Source organism: Epibacterium sp. MM17-32 (assembly GCF_022348205.1).
In the GTDB taxonomy this organism is placed as follows: Bacteria; Pseudomonadota; Alphaproteobacteria; order Rhodobacterales; family Rhodobacteraceae; genus Epibacterium.
Genome location: NZ_JAKRFC010000022.1, coordinates 1 through 20249 on the forward strand (window position 1 = coordinate 1; position 20249 = coordinate 20249).

The 20249-nt window shown below is 62.3% G+C and carries 21 protein-coding genes; 8 read left to right on the top strand and 13 right to left on the bottom strand.

Annotated features, from left to right (window positions below; genetic code table 11):
• The 3 genes from MHM88_RS21665 to parC all read right to left on the bottom strand — a co-directional run.
• Positions 1-120: GTP-binding protein (locus MHM88_RS21665; protein ID WP_239368992.1), on the bottom strand; the 120-nt coding region annotated here is incomplete at its 3' end.
• Between the two features lie 113 nt (positions 121-233).
• Entirely contained in the window at positions 234-830 is a 597-nt protein-coding gene (locus MHM88_RS21670; RefSeq protein WP_239368939.1) for a hypothetical protein, read from the bottom strand.
• Between the two features lie 134 nt (positions 831-964).
• Positions 965-3313: a DNA topoisomerase IV subunit A gene (parC, locus tag MHM88_RS21675; RefSeq protein ID WP_239368941.1), complete on the bottom strand. Its 2349-nt coding sequence runs from the start codon at positions 3311-3313 to the stop codon at positions 965-967.
• Positions 3314-3627: 314 nt separating this feature from the next.
• Here parC and MHM88_RS21680 point away from each other — a divergent pair, with 314 nt between their 5' ends.
• The 6 genes from MHM88_RS21680 (at position 3628) to MHM88_RS21705 (ending at position 7945) form a co-directional block, all read left to right on the top strand.
• On the top strand, positions 3628-4272 hold the full coding sequence (locus tag MHM88_RS21680) for an SH3 domain-containing protein (RefSeq protein WP_239368943.1): 645 nt from the start codon (positions 3628-3630) through the stop codon (positions 4270-4272).
• A gap of 32 nt (positions 4273-4304) precedes the next feature.
• On the top strand, positions 4305-5135 hold the full coding sequence (locus MHM88_RS21685) for an SDR family NAD(P)-dependent oxidoreductase (protein ID WP_239368945.1): 831 nt from the start codon (positions 4305-4307) through the stop codon (positions 5133-5135).
• A 69-nt stretch (positions 5136-5204) separates the two neighbouring features.
• Positions 5205-5408, top strand: a complete 204-nt coding sequence (locus MHM88_RS21690) for a twin transmembrane helix small protein (protein ID WP_239322640.1) — start codon at positions 5205-5207, stop codon at positions 5406-5408.
• 3 nt (positions 5409-5411) lie between these two features.
• Positions 5412-5984 (top strand): cob(I)yrinic acid a,c-diamide adenosyltransferase, encoded by a 573-nt coding sequence (locus MHM88_RS21695; protein ID WP_239368947.1) that lies wholly within the window; start codon positions 5412-5414, stop codon positions 5982-5984.
• Between the two features lie 273 nt (positions 5985-6257).
• Positions 6258-7016, top strand: a complete 759-nt coding sequence (locus tag MHM88_RS21700) for an electron transfer flavoprotein subunit beta/FixA family protein (RefSeq protein WP_239322638.1) — start codon at positions 6258-6260, stop codon at positions 7014-7016.
• Positions 7016-7945 (top strand): electron transfer flavoprotein subunit alpha/FixB family protein, encoded by a 930-nt coding sequence (locus tag MHM88_RS21705; RefSeq protein ID WP_239368949.1) that lies wholly within the window; start codon positions 7016-7018, stop codon positions 7943-7945. Before MHM88_RS21700 ends, MHM88_RS21705 begins: the two co-directional genes overlap by 1 nt.
• Before the next feature lie 105 nt (positions 7946-8050).
• On the opposite strand, the gene MHM88_RS21710 is transcribed toward MHM88_RS21705, so the two are convergent.
• Positions 8051-8875 carry a DUF6473 family protein gene (locus MHM88_RS21710; RefSeq protein ID WP_239322636.1) on the bottom strand — a complete coding sequence of 275 codons (825 nt, stop codon included), beginning with the start codon at positions 8873-8875 and terminating at the stop codon, positions 8051-8053.
• A 168-nt stretch (positions 8876-9043) separates the two neighbouring features.
• On the opposite strand from MHM88_RS21710, the gene MHM88_RS21715 reads away from it, so the two are divergent.
• Positions 9044-9919 carry a 3-hydroxybutyryl-CoA dehydrogenase gene (locus MHM88_RS21715; protein ID WP_239322635.1) on the top strand — a complete coding sequence of 292 codons (876 nt, stop codon included), beginning with the start codon at positions 9044-9046 and terminating at the stop codon, positions 9917-9919.
• A gap of 213 nt (positions 9920-10132) precedes the next feature.
• Here the strand turns inward: MHM88_RS21715 and MHM88_RS21720 are convergent, their stop codons facing one another.
• From MHM88_RS21720 to MHM88_RS21750, 7 genes are read right to left on the bottom strand one after another with little or no spacing between them, the layout of a single operon-like run.
• Positions 10133-11041, bottom strand: coding sequence for a lysophospholipid acyltransferase family protein (locus MHM88_RS21720; RefSeq protein WP_239368994.1), 909 nt, complete (start codon positions 11039-11041; stop codon positions 10133-10135).
• Positions 11042-11078: 37 nt separating this feature from the next.
• Positions 11079-11348, bottom strand: coding sequence for an HPr family phosphocarrier protein (locus MHM88_RS21725; protein ID WP_239322634.1), 270 nt, complete (start codon positions 11346-11348; stop codon positions 11079-11081).
• The gene (locus MHM88_RS21730) at positions 11349-11756 is read right to left on the bottom strand and encodes a PTS sugar transporter subunit IIA (RefSeq protein ID WP_239322633.1); all 408 of its coding nucleotides are present in this window, start codon (positions 11754-11756) and stop codon (positions 11349-11351) included. It lies immediately after the preceding gene.
• Positions 11757-11765: 9 nt separating this feature from the next.
• Positions 11766-12665, bottom strand: coding sequence for an RNase adapter RapZ (gene rapZ / locus MHM88_RS21735; RefSeq protein ID WP_239368996.1), 900 nt, complete (start codon positions 12663-12665; stop codon positions 11766-11768).
• Complete coding sequence (locus tag MHM88_RS21740) at positions 12649-13101, bottom strand: HPr kinase/phosphorylase (RefSeq protein WP_239368998.1); 453 nt, start codon at positions 13099-13101, stop codon at positions 12649-12651. Before MHM88_RS21740 ends, rapZ begins: the two co-directional genes overlap by 17 nt.
• 10 nt (positions 13102-13111) lie before the next feature.
• Entirely contained in the window at positions 13112-14848 is a 1737-nt protein-coding gene (locus MHM88_RS21745; protein WP_239322632.1) for a sensor N-terminal transmembrane domain-containing protein, read from the bottom strand.
• 39 nt (positions 14849-14887) lie between these two features.
• Positions 14888-15589 carry a response regulator transcription factor gene (locus MHM88_RS21750; RefSeq protein WP_239322631.1) on the bottom strand — a complete coding sequence of 234 codons (702 nt, stop codon included), beginning with the start codon at positions 15587-15589 and terminating at the stop codon, positions 14888-14890.
• Between the two features lie 387 nt (positions 15590-15976).
• Here MHM88_RS21750 and MHM88_RS21755 point away from each other — a divergent pair, with 387 nt between their 5' ends.
• Positions 15977-17575, top strand: coding sequence for a phosphoenolpyruvate carboxykinase (locus MHM88_RS21755; RefSeq protein WP_239322630.1), 1599 nt, complete (start codon positions 15977-15979; stop codon positions 17573-17575).
• A 97-nt stretch (positions 17576-17672) separates the two neighbouring features.
• On the opposite strand, the gene MHM88_RS21760 is transcribed toward MHM88_RS21755, so the two are convergent.
• Together MHM88_RS21760 and MHM88_RS21765 are read right to left on the bottom strand one after the other, a co-directional pair.
• A complete protein-coding gene (locus tag MHM88_RS21760; RefSeq protein ID WP_239368951.1) occupies positions 17673-18356 on the bottom strand; it encodes an SGNH/GDSL hydrolase family protein in 684 nt (227 codons plus the stop codon).
• Positions 18357-18474: 118 nt separating this feature from the next.
• Positions 18475-20172: an acyl-CoA dehydrogenase family protein gene (locus MHM88_RS21765; RefSeq protein ID WP_239368953.1), complete on the bottom strand. Its 1698-nt coding sequence runs from the start codon at positions 20170-20172 to the stop codon at positions 18475-18477.
• Between the last annotated feature and the right edge of the window lie 77 nt (positions 20173-20249).

Genomic DNA, 20249 nt, shown 5'->3' on the forward strand with positions numbered 1-20249 from the left:
GCGGAAGTCGCCGAAGTATTTGGTGATTGCTGCGGTCAGCGTGGTTTTACCGTGGTCAACGTGGCCAACGGTGCCGATGTTGACGTGCGGTTTATTACGCTCAAACTTTTCCTTTGCCATTCCTTAGGCGCCCTTTTGAAAATTGGGGGGTCCGACCGGACCCGGTTTCCTCTGCGCGCGCGGCTTATTTGGTTTACGCGCAAAAATCAAGCGGTTCGTTCTTGACAAACGCGCTACTCGCTGGCCGGGGTCGCATCCGCCTGCGACGGTGCCTCTGCGGCCTCCGGGGCATCGGGCGCAAACCAGCCGTTTTCCTGGTGCTGCTCTGCCATCCAGACCTCGATTTCCCTGACCGCGTTGCGCGCCAGCCCCAGCATCTGCTCTTCGCGGGTGCGGGCATGTCCCGAGCCCACCAGGAAGCTCTCTCCCGAGGTGGTCTCGAACACGGTGAAGGTCTTCGGCTCGGCGTTCAGCTTCTGGTTCGCGGCGTCATCCCAGACGGTGACCTTCACGGCGAGCACCGATTTCGGGCTCAGCACCAGCGGCACGCCGCCCGGCGCGACAAAATAGCCCTCCACGCTCAGGCCGAAGTGATAGAGCTGGTCGCCTTCGTATTGCGAAAAGCGCGCCGCCATTTCATTGGTCAGCAGATCGACCCATTCATCCGGCTCCACCTTGCGGGACCCGGGCACCATCTGCACCTTGGGGGCAACAACGATGTTATGGCCAAGCTTGAAACTGCCAAGATCACGCAACGCGTCATCGGGGCTGGGCGGGGTACAGGCGGCCAGCAGGGCGGTGACGGCCAGAAGCGCAAAGGTGCGGATCATCAACATTCTCTATCTCGCGGTCGGATCAGGGTCGCCAAGTGATAGACCGGGACTTCCCTGCCGGTAAACCCGCACAACGGCGAACCCCCGCGCGGTTGCGCGGGGGCCACATGTTTTCCGGCAAGTTGTTGCCGCTATTTGAACTTGTAGGACTTCGGGAACCCATAGGGCGGCCGCTTGCCAACCCCGGCCCGCTTGCCAAGCCATTGGCTGAGGTCGGTCTCGTGACGGGTCTTGCCGCCGCCCATCTCCCACTGAAGCCCTTCGTCCCAGTTGAACGTGGTGACATCGGCCAGCCCGCCGTCCAGTTCCAGCGCCCCCTGACGCCCGCGTGCCATATTGTATTTCTGCAGCCGCACGCCCTTGCCACGGGTGAGCTCCGGCATTTCCTCGATCGAGAACACCAGGAATTTGCCATTCTCCGAGACCACCGCAACGTGATCGCCCGAGACCGGGATACAGATCTTGGCGCGCTCGTCGTCCTTGACGTTCAGAACCTGTTTGCCACCTCGGGTCTGCGCCACGATTTCCTTTTCGGCGCAGACAAACCCGTTGCCCGCGTCCGACGCCACCAGCAGGCGGCCTTCGGGATTGTGGATGAAGAGATCGACGATTTCGACCTCGTTGGGCAGATCCACCATCAGGCGCAGAGGCTCCCCCATGCCGCGCCCCCCCGGCAGATTGGCCGCCGACAGGGTGTAGAACCGCCCGTTGGAGCCGAACACCAGGAGCCGGTCGGTGGTTTCCGCGTGAAAGATGAAACGCGGCCCGTCGCCGTCCTTGAACTTCAGTTCGCGACCCAGGTCGATATGGCCCGTCATCGCGCGAATCCAGCCCATCTGCGAGCACACCACGGTGATCGGCTCGCGGTCGATCATCGCCTCAAGCGGCACGTCCTCGACCTCGCCCGCCTCGGCAAACTGGGTGCGCCGCGCGCCGCCCGAATAGTCCTTGCCGAACTGTTTCTTGGTCTCCCGCAGCTGTTCGGTGATCTTCTTCCACTGCAGATCTTCGCTGTCCAGAAGCTCCGCAAGGCTCTTGCGTTCTTCACGCAAGGCATCGCGCTCGCGGGTGAGTTCGATCTCTTCAAGCTTGCGCAAGCTGCGCAGGCGCATGTTGAGGATTGCCTCGGCCTGCACCTCGGAGAGTTCGCCGTCGCCGGCAGCTGGCGTGATATATTCCGCCTCGGTAAAGGCGCGGGGATGTTCGCGATCCCAGTTTTCACGCATCAGCGCCGCTTTGGGATCCTCGTCATAACGGATGATGTCGATCACCCGGTCGAGGTTCAAGAAAGCGATGATGAAACCGTCGAGCACCTCAAGCCGGTGGTCGATCTTGGCCATCCGGTGGCGCGAGCGACGCTGAAGCACATCACGGCGATGGTCGAGAAAGGCGCGCAGCACCTCTTTCATCGAGCAGACCTTGGGCGTGACCCCGTCGATCAACACGTTCATGTTGAGCGAGAACCGCACCTCCAGATCGGAGTTGCGATACATCAGCCCCATCAGGACCTCCGGGTCGACGTTCTTGGATTTCGGCTCCAGAATGATGCGGATGTCTTCGGCGCTCTCGTCGCGTACATCCGCGAGGATCGGCACCTTCTTGGTCTGGATGACCTCGGCAATCTTCTCGATCAGCTTGGACTTCTGCACCTGATAGGGGATCTCGGTGATGACGATCTGCCATTGCCCCCGCCCCAGATCCTCGATCTCGTGGGTGGCGCGCAGACGGAAAGAGCCGCGCCCGGTGCGATAGGCCTGGGCGATGTTTTCCTTGGGCTCCACGATGGTGCCCCCGGTCGGGAAATCCGGACCCGGCACATATTGCAGCAGCGTGTCGTCGCCCGCGTTGGGCGCCTTGATCAGATGGATACAGGCGTCGATCAGCTCGGCGATGTTATGCGGCGGAATATTGGTCGCCATCCCGACGGCAATGCCGCTGGCGCCGTTCGCAAGGATGTTCGGAAAGGTCGCCGGCAGAACCGAGGGTTCCTGGAGACGGCCGTCGTAGTTGTCGCGAAAATCGACCGAGTCCTCGTTCAACCCCTCCAGCATCGCCTCGGCGATGAAGGTCATGCGCGCCTCGGTGTAGCGCGAGGCCGCCGGGTTGTCGCCGTCGATATTGCCAAAGTTGCCCTGGCCGTCGACCAGCGGGTAGCGGACCGCAAAATCCTGCGCCAGCCGCGCCATCGCGTCATAGATCGCCGCATCACCATGGGGGTGGAAATCGCCCATCGTGTCGCCGGAGATCTTGGCGGACTTCAGAAAGCCGCCACTGGAGCTGAGCCGCAGGCGGTTCATCGCATAGAGGATGCGCCGATGCACCGGCTTCAGCCCGTCGCGCGCATCGGGCAGCGCCCGGTGCATGATCGTGCTCAGCGCATAGGTCAGGTAACGCTCGCCGATCGCACGGCGCAACGGTTCCAGAATCTCGCCTTCTTGAGGCATTTCGGGGGGAGTCGGATCATCTACCAGGTCGGTCATGTTCTTGTGATACTGCTCCCCTCGTCGAGCGGCAAGCGGCCTTGGCAGGTTATCAACAGATGAAAGCCTCGACCGGCGCGCTCAACACGCGTTGCGTCGCCTTTGGCCTCTGCGCGCGGCCTAAGGGGAGGAAACCGCCGCGGCTCCCCTCATTTTATGCTAAGATTGTGATGTATTGATCGCGTCACGGGCGATTCTCCCAACTGCCATTGGGACCCCGGCCGCCGTCCCCGACGTTGTCCAAGCGCGAGGGGAAGCCGTCGACACCGGGACCGCACGAGGTTTGAAGCGATCATTTGTAGGGGGTACGCGCCATGTCGCGGTTTTTGATTGTGTCCTTTGCCGGGTTGGCATTGGCGTTCTACGAATTGAGCGGTGGTGCCGATTTTGAGCCACCCGCACCGCCCGACAGCCTCATCCAGCGGCAGGAAGCCCTCGCCGATTCAAAGCGAAACCGGAATCGCATTGTCAGCAGCCCGGCTGAAATCCGCCTCGGTGCGCCGGTGCTGACACCTTATCAGGGACCGCCACCTGCGGCGATCAAGACTGCATCCGGCAACCGCGACACCCCCGCGCCCGGCACCCCGCGCGGCACGGGGCTGAACACCACCCAGCACAGCACGCCCGAACCGCAGCGGGTCTCGCTCAGCCTGCCGGCCACCGGGTTGCAGATCGGTTCGCTCGAAGGGGGATTGGCGTCGATCACCGCAGCCACCCCGCAGCCCGTCGCCACCGTTGCCGCCCCGGAGCCGGTCGGAGACATACGCCGCGTGCGGGCATCGCGGGCCAATGTCCGGCTTGGCCCGGGCACCCGCTTTCCGGTGCTGGTGCAGCTCCTGGCTGGCGATCAGGTGCGGGTTCTGAACGACGACCCCTCGGGCTGGGCATTGCTCGAAACCCCCAAAACCGGTCAGGTGGGCTGGATTGCCGCTTCCCTGCTGAGCGCGAAAGGGTCATAACTCGGCCCCGGACCCTACTTCCGGAGCCCGAAATGACCAAGACACTGCTGATCACAGGCTGTTCGACCGGCATTGGCTATGCCGCCGCCCACGATATGCGGGCACGCGGCTGGCACGTCTTTGCCTCCTGCCGGCAGGCCAGCGACTGTGACCGGTTGCGCGGCGAAGGCTTTGACAGTCCCCGCATCGACTACACCGACCCCGACAGTATCCGCAGCGGCCTGGCCGAAGTGCTGGACGCAACCGGCGGCACCCTGGACGCGCTGTTCAACAATGGCGCTCATGGCCTGCCCGGTGCGGTCGAGGATCTGCCCACAGACGGTCTGCGCGAGATCTTCGAGACCAACTTCTTTGGCTGGCATGAGCTGACCCGGCAGGTGATTCCGGTGATGCGGGCACAGGGACATGGCCGGATCGTTCAGAATTCTTCCGTGCTGGGGCTGGTCAGCTACCCCTGGCGCGGCGCCTATGCGGCCACCAAATTCGCGCTCGAAGGGCTGACGGACACCTTGCGGCTGGAATTGGCCGACACCGGCATTCACGTCGTGCTGATTGAACCCGGCCCGGTGACATCGCACATCCGACAGAACTCGATCCCGCATTTCGAGAAACACATCGACTGGAAGGCCTCCCCCATCCGCGCCCGCTACGAGGCGACGCTGCTGAAGCGGCTGTATCATTCCAGCGGTCCCGATACCTTTGAACTGCCACCTGCGGCGGTATCGCAAAAACTGGCCCATGCGCTGGAGGCCCGTCGCCCGCGTCCGCGCTATTACGTGACCACTCCCACCTACATCGCCGGCACCCTGCGACGGTTTCTCTCGACACGGGCGATTGACCGCATTCTCCTGCGCTTTAGATAGTCGCATCACCTGTCGAGCGGCCCGGCCCCGACGCCGCGCGCCACCGGACAACAAAGGATCAGATCAACAATGGGCACACCACTTTACATCCTGGGCATACTGGCAATGGCGGCCGTGGTCATTGTCCTGGCGATCGGGATTGGCGGCTTTGGAATCGGAGGCGACTTCAACCGCAAGAATGCCAACAAGATGATGCGTCTGCGCATCTTCTTTCAATTCCTGGCAGTGGTTCTGCTGCTGGGCTTCGTCGCTCTCAGCGCAGGAGGGAACTGACCCATGGTGGTCCTGAACAAGATCTACACCCGCACCGGGGACAAGGGCGATACCGCGCTCGGCAACGGTGATCGCGTCGCCAAACACTCTGCCCGCGTCACCGCTTATGGCACCTCGGACGAGTTGAACGCCCAGCTGGGCGTGGCGCGCCTGGTTGCCGAGGGCGAGATGGACGCGGCGCTGGCGCGGATCCAGAATGACCTCTTTGACCTAGGCGCCGACCTGTGCCGCCCGGACATGCATCTGGACGCCGAGGCCGAGTATCCCCCTCTGCGCATGGTGCAAGCCCAGGTGGACCGGCTCGAGGCCGAAATCGACGTGATGAACAAGGCGCTAGCCCCCTTGCGCAGCTTTGTTTTGCCGGGCGGCAGCGCCCTATCGGCACATCTTCATGTCTGCCGCACCGTAGCGCGCCGCGCGGAACGGTTGGCAACTGACCTCGCCACCGACGAGGACGTCAATCCCTCGGTCCTGATCTACCTCAACCGCCTGTCGGACTGGTTTTTCGTGGCCTCTCGCGTCGCCAATGACAACGGTGCACAGGACGTGCTCTGGGTCCCCGGCGCCAACCGCTGAGCCGCGTGGCGTCCACCGCAACCCTGATTCGCGCATGTTTACGCAAACATCCCCCGCGTCACCCGGCGCGGGGGTCTTTCTTTGTGCCTCACCACAGGTTTCGTCCGCCAAATTTCCGCAACGAAATTAAACGTTCTTTTGGCGAACGCGACGTCCGCGGGCCAAAACGTGACGATTTTACCCTGTTGCCACGCCCGTCTAGCCGGTATCAACACCCCGAGAGCACTCATGGGGCCGCGCAAGCGAACCCCGATTGTTAAGGAGAAACGCCCAATGAAGGTACTCGTACCTGTCAAACGCGTGATCGACTACAACGTGAAAGTCCGCGTCAAAGCGGACGGCAGCGGTGTCGACCTCGCCAACGTCAAGATGTCGATGAACCCCTTCGACGAAATCGCCGTGGAAGAGGCGATCCGCCTCAAGGAAGCGGGCAAGGCCGATGAGGTCGTCGCCGTCTCCATTGGCGTCAAGCAGGCGCAGGAAACCCTGCGCACCGCGCTGGCCATGGGTGCTGACCGTGCGATCCTCGTGGTGGCCGCAGATGACGTTCACCAGGACATCGAGCCGCTCGCCGTCGCCAAGATCCTCGCCAAAGTTGTCGAGGAAGAGCAGCCGGGCCTCGTGCTCGCCGGCAAGCAGGCGATCGACAACGACATGAACGCCACCGGCCAGATGCTCTCCGCACTGCTGGGCTGGTCGCAGGCGACGTTTGCCTCCGCCGTGGACATCGAGGGCGACGACGCCAAGGTGACCCGCGAAGTGGATGGCGGTCTGCAGACCATCTCCGTCAAGATGCCGACGATCGTCACCGTGGACCTGCGCCTCAATGAGCCGCGCTATGCCTCGCTGCCGAACATCATGAAGGCAAAGAAAAAGCCGCTCGACGAGAAAACCGCCGCCGATTACGGCGTCGACGTCACCCCGCGCCTGACCGTGGTGGAGACCAAGGAACCCGAAGCCCGCTCCGCTGGCATCATGGTGGGCTCCGTCGATGAGCTGGTTGAGAAACTCAAAGAAGCGGGAGCTGTGTAATGGCTGTTCTTCTCCTTGCCGAAGTCACCGGTGGCGAACTGTCCCTTGACGCAACCGCCAAGGCCGTTTCCGCCGCAAAATCCCTGGGCGATGTCACCGTTCTGGCGGCAGGCGCCGCAGCGGCTGCTGCCGGTGAAGCCGCGGCCAAGATCGACGGCGTCGCCAAGGTTCTGGTTGCCGAAGACGAAAGCCTCGGCCACCGCCTGGCGGAACCAACCGCCGCGCTGATCGCCGGTCTGGCCTCCGACTACAGCCACATCGTTGCGCCTGCGACCACCGACGCCAAGAACATTCTGCCCCGCGTGGCAGCCCTGCTTGACGTCATGGTGATCTCCGACGTGACCGCCGTGGTGGACGCCGACACCTTCGAACGTCCGATCTATGCGGGCAACGCGATCCAGGTTGTGAAATCCTCCGACGCGAAGAAGGTCATCTCCTTCCGGACCTCGACATTCGACGCAGCCGGCGAAGGTGGTTCCGCCTCGGTGGACACCATCTCCGCAGCAGAAAACCCCGGTCTGTCGTCCTGGGTCGAGGACAAGGTCGCAGAGAGCGATCGCCCCGAACTCACCTCTGCAGGCGTGGTTGTCTCCGGTGGTCGCGGCGTCGGCTCCGAGGAAGACTTCAAGATCATCGAAGCCCTGGCCGACAAGCTGGGCGCGGCGGTTGGTGCCTCCCGTGCGGCGGTCGATTCGGGCTTTGCGCCGAACGACTGGCAGGTGGGTCAGACCGGCAAGGTCGTCGCCCCCGAGCTCTATATCGCGGTTGGCATCTCTGGCGCGATCCAGCACCTCGCGGGCATGAAGGACTCCAAGATCATCGTCGCGATCAACAAGGACGAAGAGGCCCCGATCTTCCAGGTTGCCGATTACGGTCTGGTTGCGGATCTCTTCGAGGCGGTTCCGGCGCTGACCGAAAAGCTCGGCTGAGCCAGCCCCGATCAGAAATGACAGGAGCCCACGCATTGCGTGGGCTCTTTTCTTTTGCGCTGACATAGCACGTGCCCGCCCCTCCGGCGAACGGCGGGCTGCGCATCAGGCCGCGGCCAGAACCCGCAGCAACCGCGAGGCCACCGCATCGGCAATCCGGTCATGCTCCTTTGGCCCCAGCATCAGTCGTGCCGCAGGCAGATCCATCGCGCCAAAGATCATCCCGGGAATATCCTGCGCCTGTTCGGCCGTGGCCACATCCAGTTCGATCACATCCGCAACACTGGGCCGCAGGACATCAAGCATCGAGGGCTCCACCAGCGTCGGCGACGGGCCCAGCGTCTCTGCCGCGCCCATGTCATAGCGCAACCACAACAGCACAACGTCACCGTTCAGCATGCCGATCAGCCGCCCCATGCGGGTCAGCCAGGTCTCCTGCAGATCTGCACAGACACGCGCAAAGCGATCCTCAGAGATGGCCCGCAATGAGGTCAGCATGTGCTTGTTGAAATGGTAGTCGGTGAAGTCCACTTCGGGAAACAGATGCACAAGCGCATCATAGGGTCGCAGGAACCGGTCATTGCGGCGCGGGTGCACCTTGTAGAAACTGTTGCTGAGGTTCTGCGCCCCCATCACCTGCAGAATCGTCAATTGTCCGCCGGCGGCAATTTCCATCAGGCTGTCGTCATGCAGAAAGGCATCCACCCCTGCGTTCACACACCCGAGGTTGACGCAGGCCAGCCCGACCTGCCCTTCGACACCTTGCGGAAAGGGGCGTTCGATAAACCGGCCAAAAACCTCGGTCCCGCCGAGAAAGCTGATATAAGGATCGCGCAGATCGCGCTCTGGGCCCCGGACCCGAAGCCGTGACTCGCCGTAGCTGCACAGCTCGCTCACAAGCGCATCCGCGCTTTTGAGTTCATAGCTCATTTCTTCCACCACTTTTTCACCCAAGAGCCATATTGCAGCCCGAATCTTTCCAAACCGCTAATCGGCGAATTTGCTGAAAACGGCGTCGATCAGCCTTGTTTCTGCGGGCGCGAAACCATTAGTATCCGGCCGCAGGCACTGGGCAGGCACAAGGAAAGGCCATCCATCATGGACGTTAAAACAGTCGGGGTTATCGGTGCGGGTCAAATGGGCAACGGCATTGCCCATGTCATGGCGCTCTCCGGATTTCATGTTGTTCTCAACGACATAAGCCAGCAAGCGCTGGACAGCGCCCTGTCCCTGATCCAGAAAAACCTTGCCCGCCAGGCCAGCCGGGGCAAGATCTCGGATGCCGATGTCACCGCCGCGATGGAGCGGATCTCCACCACACTGACCCTGGCGGACCTGGGCCAGACCGATCTGGTGATCGAGGCGGCAACGGAGCGCGAGGCCGTCAAGCAAGCGATTTTCGAAGATCTCCTGCCGCATCTACAACCGCATACGATTCTCACCTCGAACACCTCTTCGATCTCGATCACCCGCCTTGCCAGCCGCACCGACCGTCCGGAGCGCTTCATGGGGTTCCACTTCATGAACCCGGTGCCGGTGATGCAACTGGTGGAACTCATCCGCGGCATCGCCACCGATGAGGAAACCTTTCAGACCTGCCAGGCCGTGGTCGAAAAGCTCGGCAAGACGGCTGCCAGCGCCGAGGACTTCCCCGCCTTCATTGTCAACCGCATCCTGATGCCGATGATCAACGAGGCGGTCTATACGCTCTATGAGGGCGTGGGCTCCGTGCGCTCGATCGACGAATCGATGAAGCTGGGCGCCAACCACCCGATGGGCCCGCTGGAACTGGCCGACTTCATCGGCCTCGACACCTGCCTGGCGATCATGAACGTATTGCACGACGGGCTCGCCGATACCAAATACCGCCCCTGCCCGCTGCTCACCAAATATGTCGAGGCCGGCTGGCTTGGCCGCAAGACGCAGCGCGGCTTCTACGACTACCGCGGCGAAACACCCGTCCCGACGCGCTGAAACCCTGCTCTTGCTGCTGCTTCGGAGCCCTCGTCGCCTGAGCTCCAACGGGCAAGGCCGCGCCCGGGCCGCCAGACAAATCGCGGAGGCTCCGCGCCCCTAAGGCGTGGAAACCGCTATTTTTCTTGCGGAATGGGGGCGGTTTTGCCAGGCCGGGATCAGGGGACGAGGGCTTCGGGGCTGCTGCTTTGGTGACTCAGAAGCCCTTTAACCTCAGTCTTTCTGGCCCAGGCTGAGCGTGTGCTCCCGCAGCCAGGCCATGAAACCGCGCGGATCGCTGTGCAGACGCTCCATCTGCGCCTCCGTCAGCGCCTCCCCCACCACAGGGGCCTGGGGTTTGTTGCAAGACCGCACGATCTCATGCAGCAGCAATCCCTGCCGCAGTATCGGCGAGACCTGGCAGGCGATCTGATAGGCGCGCGAGTTTCGCCCGGGGAAGAACATCGGCACCACCTTGGCGCCGGACCGGCGGATCAGCTGTGCGGTGAACACATTCCACTCCCGCTCCACCGCCGGACCCCACCAGCTGTCAGAGGACATCACCACGCCGGACGGGAACAGCGCCACGACGCCGCCCTCCTTCAGATGGGCCATCGCCTTGGCGCGCATTTCCACCATCTTGCGCTGCGCATCCGGATCATGCGGGAAGGGCACCGGGATCATGAAAGACGTTGCGGCCTCGTCCAGCCCGGTCAGGACCGACCGTGTCAGGATGCGATAGTCCAGACGCCTCCGACCAATCAGGTCGGCAAAGATCATGCCGTCCACCATGCCGTGCGGATGGTTGGCCACGACCACCACCGGCCCCTCCTCGGGGATACGCTGGATCTGCTCCTCGGGCGTTTGCAGCTTGATGCCCATGACATCCAGCGCCCCGCGCCAGAACTTGTTGCCGCGGTAGTCGGCATTGCGCTTTTCGAATTTCGACACCATGCGCAGGATGGTGAATTTGCCCGTGAACCACTCCAGCGTGCGGATCGCCAGTGACGTCCAGCGATCATCGAAGGAATTGGCATAGGTCAGGGTGCGCCGATCATAGATCTCGCCCGTGGATGTGCCCTTGGGGGCCTGAGTGTCCTGCGGCGCAAGGCCGGAGTTGTTGTTATGCGCGGTGTCAGCCACTTTCACCCGTCCCGTCTTTCTGGACCGTTCCGACAGACTAGTAGCCTTCGCCGAACTTGTCAGCCACCAAGGCTTCGACGGCAGAGGCCAACGCATCCGCGTCCGGTCCCGAGGTTTCGACGTCAATAGTCGTTCCCTTGGACGCTGCCAACATCAAAAGCCCCATGATACTGTCGCCGGAGGCGGACATGCCGTCCTTGACCACTTCGGCAGATGCGTCAAAGCCCTCGACAACCTCCACCAGCTTGGCCGAGGCGCGGGCGTGCAGGCCCTTTTCATTTATGATTTTGAGTGTTTTTCGAGCCATTTATTCTGCCGCTCCCCCTTCGGGGTTCACATTTTGGGAATTGATATACTTGCGCCCCGCTTCCATCGCGTGACGCACCGCATCCGCCACCGGCAGATGGCGGGACTTTGCCAGTTTGATCAGCATGGGGAGATTGGCGCCGTAGAGAATCCGGCGATTGGCCGGTGCACAGGCGCGCAGGCTGAGGTTCGAGGGGCTGCCCCCAAACAGATCCGTCACCACGACCACGCCGTCGCCGATGTCGACGGAGTTCGCTGCCGAACAGATCTCGTCCTGCTTGGCATCGCGGTCGTCTTCAGGGCCGATGGCAATCGCCATCAGCGCAGGCTGGCGCCCAACGACATGTTCAACGGCGGCCAGGTATTCCTTGGCCAAACCTCCGTGTGCGACGATCACGATCCCGATCAAGCGGCTCTCTCACTTCAATTGCTGGCCAGGCAGCTCGCGGTGCCTAATTGACACCTGCTGCCCCTCGCGCGCAAGGGCCTTTGCCAGTGTTTCCGCCAATGTGACGGAACGGTGTTGCCCACCTGTGCAGCCAAAGGCAATGGAAAAATGCGACTTCCCCTCCTCGCGGTAGGCAGGGAGCAAACTCAGCGTCAGATCGAGGACCCGGTCAAAGAAGCCCTGGAACCGTGCATCCGCGCGCACGTGATCCTGTACCACCTGGTCCCGCCCGTCATAGTCGCGCAGCGCAGGGTCCCAATACGGGTTGGCGAGAAACCGGCAATCGAACACCATATCGACGCTGCGGGGGATCCCCCGTTTGTAGGAAAAACTGTGCAACGCCACGGCCAGCATGCGCCCCTTCGGCGCAAAGAGCTGCTCCACCTCCGCGCGCAGCTGGTGCACGTTCAGCTCCGACGTGTCCACCAGCATGTCCGCGCGATCCCGGATCGGGCGCATCAGGTCCAGCTCTCGCGCGACGCCCAGCTCCGGGCTTTCGGCGGGCGACAACGGGTGCCGGCGTCGCGTTTCGGAGAAACGCCGCAGCAACACCTCGGGCTTTGCATCCAGGTAGAACACCGTGGTTTCGAAACTGCGGCGCGCCTTCAGCCGGTCGATCAGGTCGACCAGCGCCTCGGTCGAGAAATCACGGTTGCGTGGATCAAGCCCCAGCACCAAAGGCCGATCTGCACCGCCGGCATCCACCAGCCCCGGCACCAGCCGCAGCGGCAAATTGTCGATCGCCTCGAAATCCAGATCCTCCAGCACGTTGATCGCCGTGGTCCGCCCGGCCCCCGAGGGGCCGGTCACCAGCACCAGAGGTGGGCGCGGCGAGGCGTCGGCAGGGGCCGTGTCAGGGCCGGTCTCGATCTCCGTCGGGGTCAATGGCTCCGCCTTTCAGATATTGGATCAGCGCCGCTGGAAAATGGCGCGCATCCACGCGCTTCAACAGGGGCAGCGTCACCCCCAGGATCTGTCTGGTTACGTGGCGTGGGAGCCGCTGCGTTTCAAGTTCATCCATGTCGACAATGAGGTGAAGTTGTACCTCCGCCACGGCTGCCGCCTTCAAGAGACCAACACCACGCGCCTCGATCAGGCCTGAAATCACCTCCGGTGCGCGGGCGAACAGCTGCGTTTGGCGTCGGCTCACCTCGGTGCGATCATCCGCGACAAGCGCCGCGCCCCGCGACATCAATTCCAGCGCCAGCGTCGATTTGCCACCTCCGGACGCGCCACATATCAGAACGCCGCGCCCATCGAGCGCGACGCAACTGGCGTGCAGTGTTGTTGCATCAGTGGCGCGCAGGGCCACCGGGTCAGACCGGCAGGCCGACCACGAAACGCGCGCCGAGGGGTTCCGAGGTCAGGTCCGCTTCGGTCGGGCGGATGTTCTCGGCCCAGATCACGCCGCCATGAGCCTCGACGATCTGCTTGGAGATCGCCAGGCCAAGACCCGAGTTGTTGCCGAAATGCTCGTCCGGACGCTGCGAGTAGAAGCGTTTAAAGATCTTGGACAGCGCCTGTTCGGGAATGCCGGGGCCGGTGTCCTCGACCACCACCAGCACGCGATTGTCGCGGCGCCGCGCCCAGACCCGGATTGCGTCGCCCTCTTCGCAGAAAGAGATCGCGTTGGTGATCAGATTCACAAAGACCTGCGCCAGCCGCGCCTCCAGCCCACGAATGAGAATCGGCTCATTCGGCAGCTCGGTGATATAATCGATGCCCTTGCCGCGCGCATCCTCACCCAGATACTGGTTCAGATTGCCGAGCATGGTCAGCAGGTCGAAATCTTCCTCGTCCTCCTTCACCAGTTCAGCATCCAGCCGCGACGCGTTGGAGATGTCACTCACCAACCGGTCGAGACGACGCACATCATGTTCAATCACTTCCATCAGCTTCTCCCGCTGGTCCTCCCGATGAACCATGCGCAGCGTGCCAACAGCAGACTGCAAACTGGCCAGAGGGTTCTTGATCTCATGTGCCACATCAGCTGCAAATTGTTCGTTACTATCGATACGATTATAGAGCGCTTTTACCATTCCGCGCAGCGCCCGGCTCAATCGGCCGATTTCATCGGGGCGGGCGGAGAGGTCCGGAATGCGGATGCGTCCCGGTTTGACCTTGTCGCTGTCACGATCCTTGCCCAGCTCTGCCGCCTCTGCCAGATCGGCCAGCGGGTTGGCGATCGTGGAGGCCAGCACCAGGCTCAGGCCGACGGAGACCAGCAGCGCCACCACGAACATCTGCAAGACCCGTTCACGCTCGCTGCGGACCAGCCGGTCGATTTCGCCGGTGGCCGAGGTCATGACCAGAACACCCGCGGTGTTGCCCAGATGCAGGATCGGAGTCGCCGCCGCATAGACAGTGCCCCCCGCCGTATCCGGCACCGCGCTGACCTGCGTGCCCTCCGCCAGGGCGCGCTGGGTCAGATCCGCCAATTGTGCTTCGGGTATCTCGATCACATCCGGAGGGGTCGCCGCGCGGTTGCCGCCGCCCAGCGCCGTCCAGATCGCGGTCAGCGAATCGGTGATCAGCGTGCGCCCTTCGTCGTTTTCATTCAGCCGGTTCAGCGCATCGGCGCGCATCACCCCCTGCTGTCGCCCCACCAGCGTCAGGTCGGCGTCATAGACAAAGACCTCGACCCCGCCGCGCAACGACAGGCTTTGCAGCGCCCCGGAGACATCAATGCCCTCGCCTGCCGCAAGGCTGACGGCACTTTCGGCGGGCAGTTCCGCTTCCAGCACATCCGACGCCAGCATCGCCTCCGACACCAGCGTGCCGAGACGTTGGTACACCAGGCTCTGACGGGAGGAATTCAGGTACAGGATGCCGGATACAAGAATGATCAGGGCAATCAGGTTGAAGGTGATGATCTTGCGGGTCAGCGGCGAACTGCGCAGGGAAAACAGCCCTCTGCGGGCCCGGCGCGCCTGCATCTCCCGTCCGACCGTCTGCTCCGGGGCGACCCAGTCATCGCCCAGTACCACATCACCATCGCGGCGTCGGTCCCGGCCCGAAAGCCGGTCATTGTCAGTCACGCTCGAGTCGCGCATGCGCGCCTATCTCCGCCAAAGCTCCCGACCACCGGGACCTTACTCTTCGTTATAGCGGTAGCCGATCCCATAGAGGGTCTCGATCGCCGCGAAATCCGCATCGGCGCTGCGCATCTTCTTGCGCAGCCGCTTGATATGGCTGTCGATGGTGCGGTCGTCCACATAGACCTGATCATCATAGGCCACATCCATCAGCTGATCGCGGCTTTTGACAAATCCGGGACGTTGCGCCAGCGCTTGCAACAGCAGGAACTCGGTCACGGTCAGGGACACATCCTGGCCTTTCCAGCTCACCGCGTGGCGCAGCGGGTCCATCCGCAGGTGGCCGCGCTCCATCACCTTGGTCTCCGGCGCCGTGCCGACCTCGTCAGTGGCGACGGCCTCCTGGCGGCGCAGCAGCGCCCGGATGCGTTCCACCAGAAGCCGTTGCGAAAAGGGTTTCTTGACGTAGTCATCCGCCCCCATACGCAGGCCCAGAACCTCGTCGATCTCGTCATCCTTCGAGGTCAGGAAGATCACCGGCATCTGGCTTTTCTGGCGCAGACGCTGCAACAGGTCCATGCCATCCATGCGGGGCATCTTGATGTCCAGAACCGCCATATCCGGCAGTTTCTTGTTGAACGCGTCGAGTGCCGCCTGCCCGTCATTATAGGTTTCGACTTCGAACCCTTCGGCCTCCAGTGTCATCGACACCGAGGTCAGGATGTTCCTGTCGTCATCGACCAAAGCAATCTTTGACATCGGATTTGCCCTTATCTGCTCATTATTCGTTTGTTTTGCGTCCTTTGTCGCGTGGAAGACGCCCCGAATCAATCCCTGATTAACGAATCAGGCAAAATCTTGGCGCCCATTGACGCAAAAATGTCTTAGCAATCGTTAAAGACGCGGTCGTGAAACATCAGTGACACGCGTGTGAAACAGTATCGTTCACTATGCGAAACTTCTGGTGGCGCTAAAGGTTTGCGTGGTTGCGCTAACGTCGCCAAAGCGTCCTGTTCTTCCTGCAAAACCTCATGTTAAGACCCGGACAAGAGGTGCTATTATTGCGCCTCGGCGCCGTTCGGCGCAGCGAAAGTTCCATGCGGCCGCAATCCTACGCAACAGGCCGACACCCAGGAGAGACACAAGATGACATCTGGACGGGTCAACCCGCACTTCCGCCTCGAGGATCAAGGGATCGAGGGTCTGGGCAATGTCTATTACAACCTCATGGAGCCTGCGTTGGTCGAAGCGGCCCTGGGCCGCGGCGAAGGCACTCTCGGCAAGGGCGGCGCCTTTCTGGTGACCACCGGCAAGTTCACCGGCCGCTCGCCCAAGGACAAACATGTCGTTAAGACCGACAGCGTTGCAGACACCATCTGGTGGGAGAACAACGCCGAAATGAGCCCTGCAGGGTTCGACGCACTCTATGAAGACATGCTGGAGCACATGAAGGGGCGCGACTACTTCGTGCAGGATCTGGTCGGTGGCGCCGATCCGGTGCATGCGATCAACGTGCGCATGGTGACCGAACTGGCCTGGCACAACCTGTTCATCCGTCACCTGCTGCGGCGTCCCGACCGCGAGGATCTGGATGATTTCACCTCTGATTTCACCATCATCAACTGCCCCAGCTTTCAGGCGGACCCGAAAAAGCACGACTGCAAATCGGAAACCGTCATCGCGCTGAACTTCGACCGCAAGCTGATCCTGATCGGCGGCACCGAATATGCAGGCGAGAACAAGAAGTCCGTGTTCACCCTGCTGAACTACCTGCTGCCGGAAAAGGGCATCATGCCGATGCACTGTTCCGCCAACCATGCCAAGGGCAACCCGGTCGACACGGCCGTGTTCTTCGGTCTCTCCGGCACCGGCAAGACCACCCTGTCGGCAGACCCCGACCGGGTGCTGATCGGCGATGACGAGCATGGCTGGGCCTCCAACGGCACCTTCAACTTCGAGGGTGGCTGCTACGCGAAGACCATCAACCTCAACCCCGAGGCGGAGCCCGAGATCTACGCCACCACCGAGAAATTCGGCACCGTGATCGAGAACATGACTTTCGATCCGGAAACCTTCGATCTCAACTTCGATGATGACAGCCTGACCGCCAACATGCGCTGTGCCTACCCGCTGCATTACATCTCCAATGCCTCCGAGTCGGCGCGTGGCGGCCATCCGAAGAATATCATCATGCTGACCTGTGATGCCTTTGGCGTGCTGCCTCCGATCGCGCGGCTGACACCTGCACAGGCGATGTATCACTTCCTGTCCGGCTTCACCTCCAAGGTGGCCGGGACCGAGCGTGGTGTGACCGAGCCGGAGCCGACCTTCTCCACCTGCTTTGGTGCGCCCTTCATGCCGCGCCGCCCAGAGGTTTATGGCAACCTGCTGCGCGAGAAGATCGCCGCCCATGGTGCGACATGCTGGCTGGTGAACACCGGCTGGACCGGCGGCGCCTATGGCACCGGCTCGCGGATGCCGATCAAAGCCACCCGCGCCCTGCTGACAGCAGCGCTGGATGGCTCCCTCGCCAATGCGGAGTTCCGCAAGGATCCGAATTTCGGCTTTGACGTGCCGGTGGCTGCGCCGGGCGTGGCCGAAGTGCTGCTGGACCCGCGCCGCACCTGGGATGACAAGGATGCCTATGACACCCAGGCCGAAAAACTGGTGCAAATGTTCTCTGACAACTTTGAGCAGTACCTGCCCTACATCGACGACGACGTGAAGGCTGCCGCGATCTGCTGATCCCGCCGCTGTCGTGAAATCAGAAAGCCCTCGCCTCGGCGGGGGCTTTTGCGTTCCGGCGCATCAAAAAAGGTGAGACGGTGATTTTTTCTATCTGTTAGTGGCTGGCAGGCGCCAACCGAATGACCTCTGCCACCCTGCCGCCGATGATCCGGCTGGCCTTGGGCGAAGGGTGGATGCGGTCAAGCGCATGAAAGCTCAGATCGCCATGAGGCACCAGGTCGGCCGCAGGCAGGAAGGTCACAGCGGCGTCTGCTTGGGCCAGTTTCAATAGACGGGCATCCAGCTCATCGCCTTCGTCACGGCAGTTCTCGATCGGCGATGACCGGCCCGGCGTGCGCAAGTACCCCAGCAGGATCACACGTGCGCCGTCCTGCCGGATGCGGGTGACAAGGTCGGGAAAAACCCCTGTCTCGGCATCTTCGGAAATCAGCCTATCCATCTTTCGGTCGCACTGACCGCAGCCACATCCCAACCACAGATCGTTGCCGCCACCATTCAGGATCACCCAGTCCCAAGGGCCTGCGCGATATTGCTTCGGGATCGACAGGCCCGCGGCACCGCTGATCGGCAGGCGATAGATCATCCGCGCGCCCGACACGGAACGATCAACGACCGGCTCTCCCAACTGATCAGCGACAACATCCGGGATCGACTGTCCGCCAAGGCTGTTCCACGCCATCATGGAATCGCCCATGGCAAGAATGCGGGCCTCGCGCCCAACGGGGCTATCGCCGCAGGCACTCAGGAAGAGCAGGCAGAGGAAAAGGAAGCGCATCATACCGGAGCGATATCACAAATCTCTCCAGATGCGCCGGGCAATTTGACGAAAATGCTCGACGTCCCCACGGGAGGGGGGCGAGCCCACCCGTGGTCGAGCGCAGTGCTATTCGCGTCTTCTAGGCCAGCAGTCGCCGCGCGATCACCTGCGCCTGGATCTCTGCCGCACCTTCAAAGATATTCAGAATGCGCGCATCACACAGCACGCGGGAAATCTTGTATTCCAGCGCAAAGCCGTTGCCGCCATGGATCTGCAACCCGTTGTCCGCCGCCGCCCAGGCCACCCGTGCACCCAGCAGTTTCGCCATTCCGGCCTCCAGATCGCAGCGGTGGCCGTTATCTTTTTCCCATGCCGAGAAATACGTGAGCTGCCGCGCCACCATGATCTCGACCGCCATCATCGCCAGTTTCGACGACACCCGGGGGAAGTTGATCAGCGCCTTGCCGAATTGCTTGCGGTCCTGCGCGTATTGCATGGAAATATCCAGCGCTGATTGCGCCACCCCGATGGCCCGCGCCGCGGTCTGGATGCGGGCGGACTCAAAGGTCTCCATCAACTGTTTGAAGCCCTTGCCTTCCTCGCCGCCCAAAAGGTTCTCGCCCTTCACGTGGAAGCCATCAAAGGCCAGTTCGTATTCCTTCATGCCGCGATAACCCAAGACCTCGATCTCACCACCGGTCATGCCCTCGGTCGGGAACGGGTTCTCATCCGTGCCCGGCACCTTCTCCGCCAGGAACATCGACAGGCCGCGATGGTCGGTGGTCTCCGGATCGGTGCGCGCCAGAAGCGTCATCACATGGGTTCGCGCCGCGTGGGTGATCCAGGTCTTGTTGCCGGTGATCGTGTAATCGCCATTGTCATCCTTGACTGCACGGGTGCGCAGAGATCCGAGGTCAGACCCCGTGTTCGGCTCGGTGAAAACAGCGGTCGGCAGGATCTCCGCGCTGGCGATCTTGGGCAGCCAGTTCGCCTTCTGGGCGTCGGTGCCCCCGGCGAGGATCAACTCCGCGGCAATCTCGGACCGCGTACCAAGGCTGCCCACCCCGATATAGCCACGCGACAGCTCCTCGGAGACCACGCACATCGAGGCCTTGGACAGGCCAAAGCCGCCAAACTCCTCCGGGATGGTCAGGCCAAAGACGCCCATCTCCGCCAGCTCCTCAATCACCTCGATCGGGATCAACTCGTCCTCGAGGTGCCAGTCATGGGCAAAGGGCTCGACCTTCTCCTGCGCGTAGCGGCGGAACTGGTCGCGGATCATCTCCAGCTCCTCGTCCAGACCGGAGGTGCCGAACATGGTGCTGCCTGATTGCTGCTCCATCAGTTCCACCAGCCGCACCCGCGCCGCCTGGGTGTTGCCGGACTGCGTCAGCGTCATCACCGCCGGTGCCATCATCGCGCGCTGGTCATCCTGGCTGAGCCCCAGATCCTGCAGGCGCAGAACCTCGCCCTGATTCATCTGAATGCCGCCGTAGATCTGCCAGAGATATTCTCCAAAGGCGATCTGGTGGATCAACTGCTCCATCTCGCCAAACCTGCCCGCGCCCGAGAGTGCCTCGGCCCAGCCGTGCATTTGACGCAGGGCGTAGACATAGGTGGCCAGCCACGCGAGCCCATGGGCAGCGTATTGATTCTGCTCGACCAGAGCGCCCGACACGCGCCCGCCATCGCTGACGGTCTCACGCACCCGCGATGTTGCGATCTCCAGCAGCGCATCCAGCGGCGCCAGAGCGCCCTCGGTCAGCGACAGAAGGTCTGGCAGCAGCGGCGTCGCGGGGGTCATATCCTGTCCATCCAATTGTCCATCATGGGGCATGAGCGTCCTCCTCAAAGCTGCACTGGTGATAGGCTATTTCGCAGGTGCAGCGCAACATTAAATCCTGAATGGCCGGA

Bases quoted from the DNA above. Each gene is read 5' to 3' on its own strand.
- MHM88_RS21670 (WP_239368939.1), bottom strand. From the start codon at position 830: ATGATCCGCACCTTTGCGCTTCTGGCCGTCACCGCCCTGCTGGCCGCC.
- MHM88_RS21705 (WP_239368949.1), top strand. From the start codon at position 7,016: ATGGCTGTTCTTCTCCTTGCCGAAGTCACCGGTGGCGAACTGTCCCTT.
- MHM88_RS21760 (WP_239368951.1), bottom strand. From the start codon at position 18,356: ATGATGCGCTTCCTTTTCCTCTGCCTGCTCTTCCTGAGTGCCTGCGGC.
- MHM88_RS21725 (WP_239322634.1), bottom strand. From the start codon at position 11,348: ATGGCTCGAAAAACACTCAAAATCATAAATGAAAAGGGCCTGCACGCC.
- MHM88_RS21680 (WP_239368943.1), top strand. From the start codon at position 3,628: ATGTCGCGGTTTTTGATTGTGTCCTTTGCCGGGTTGGCATTGGCGTTC.
- MHM88_RS21755 (WP_239322630.1), top strand. From the start codon at position 15,977: ATGACATCTGGACGGGTCAACCCGCACTTCCGCCTCGAGGATCAAGGG.
- MHM88_RS21690 (WP_239322640.1), top strand. From the start codon at position 5,205: ATGGGCACACCACTTTACATCCTGGGCATACTGGCAATGGCGGCCGTG.
- MHM88_RS21750 (WP_239322631.1), bottom strand. From the start codon at position 15,589: ATGTCAAAGATTGCTTTGGTCGATGACGACAGGAACATCCTGACCTCG.
- MHM88_RS21715 (WP_239322635.1), top strand. From the start codon at position 9,044: ATGGACGTTAAAACAGTCGGGGTTATCGGTGCGGGTCAAATGGGCAAC.
- MHM88_RS21685 (WP_239368945.1), top strand. From the start codon at position 4,305: ATGACCAAGACACTGCTGATCACAGGCTGTTCGACCGGCATTGGCTAT.
- parC (WP_239368941.1), bottom strand. From the start codon at position 3,313: ATGACCGACCTGGTAGATGATCCGACTCCCCCCGAAATGCCTCAAGAA.
- MHM88_RS21710 (WP_239322636.1), bottom strand. From the start codon at position 8,875: ATGAGCTATGAACTCAAAAGCGCGGATGCGCTTGTGAGCGAGCTGTGC.
- MHM88_RS21695 (WP_239368947.1), top strand. From the start codon at position 5,412: ATGGTGGTCCTGAACAAGATCTACACCCGCACCGGGGACAAGGGCGAT.
- MHM88_RS21745 (WP_239322632.1), bottom strand. From the start codon at position 14,848: ATGCGCGACTCGAGCGTGACTGACAATGACCGGCTTTCGGGCCGGGAC.
- MHM88_RS21700 (WP_239322638.1), top strand. From the start codon at position 6,258: ATGAAGGTACTCGTACCTGTCAAACGCGTGATCGACTACAACGTGAAA.
- MHM88_RS21765 (WP_239368953.1), bottom strand. From the start codon at position 20,172: ATGCCCCATGATGGACAATTGGATGGACAGGATATGACCCCCGCGACG.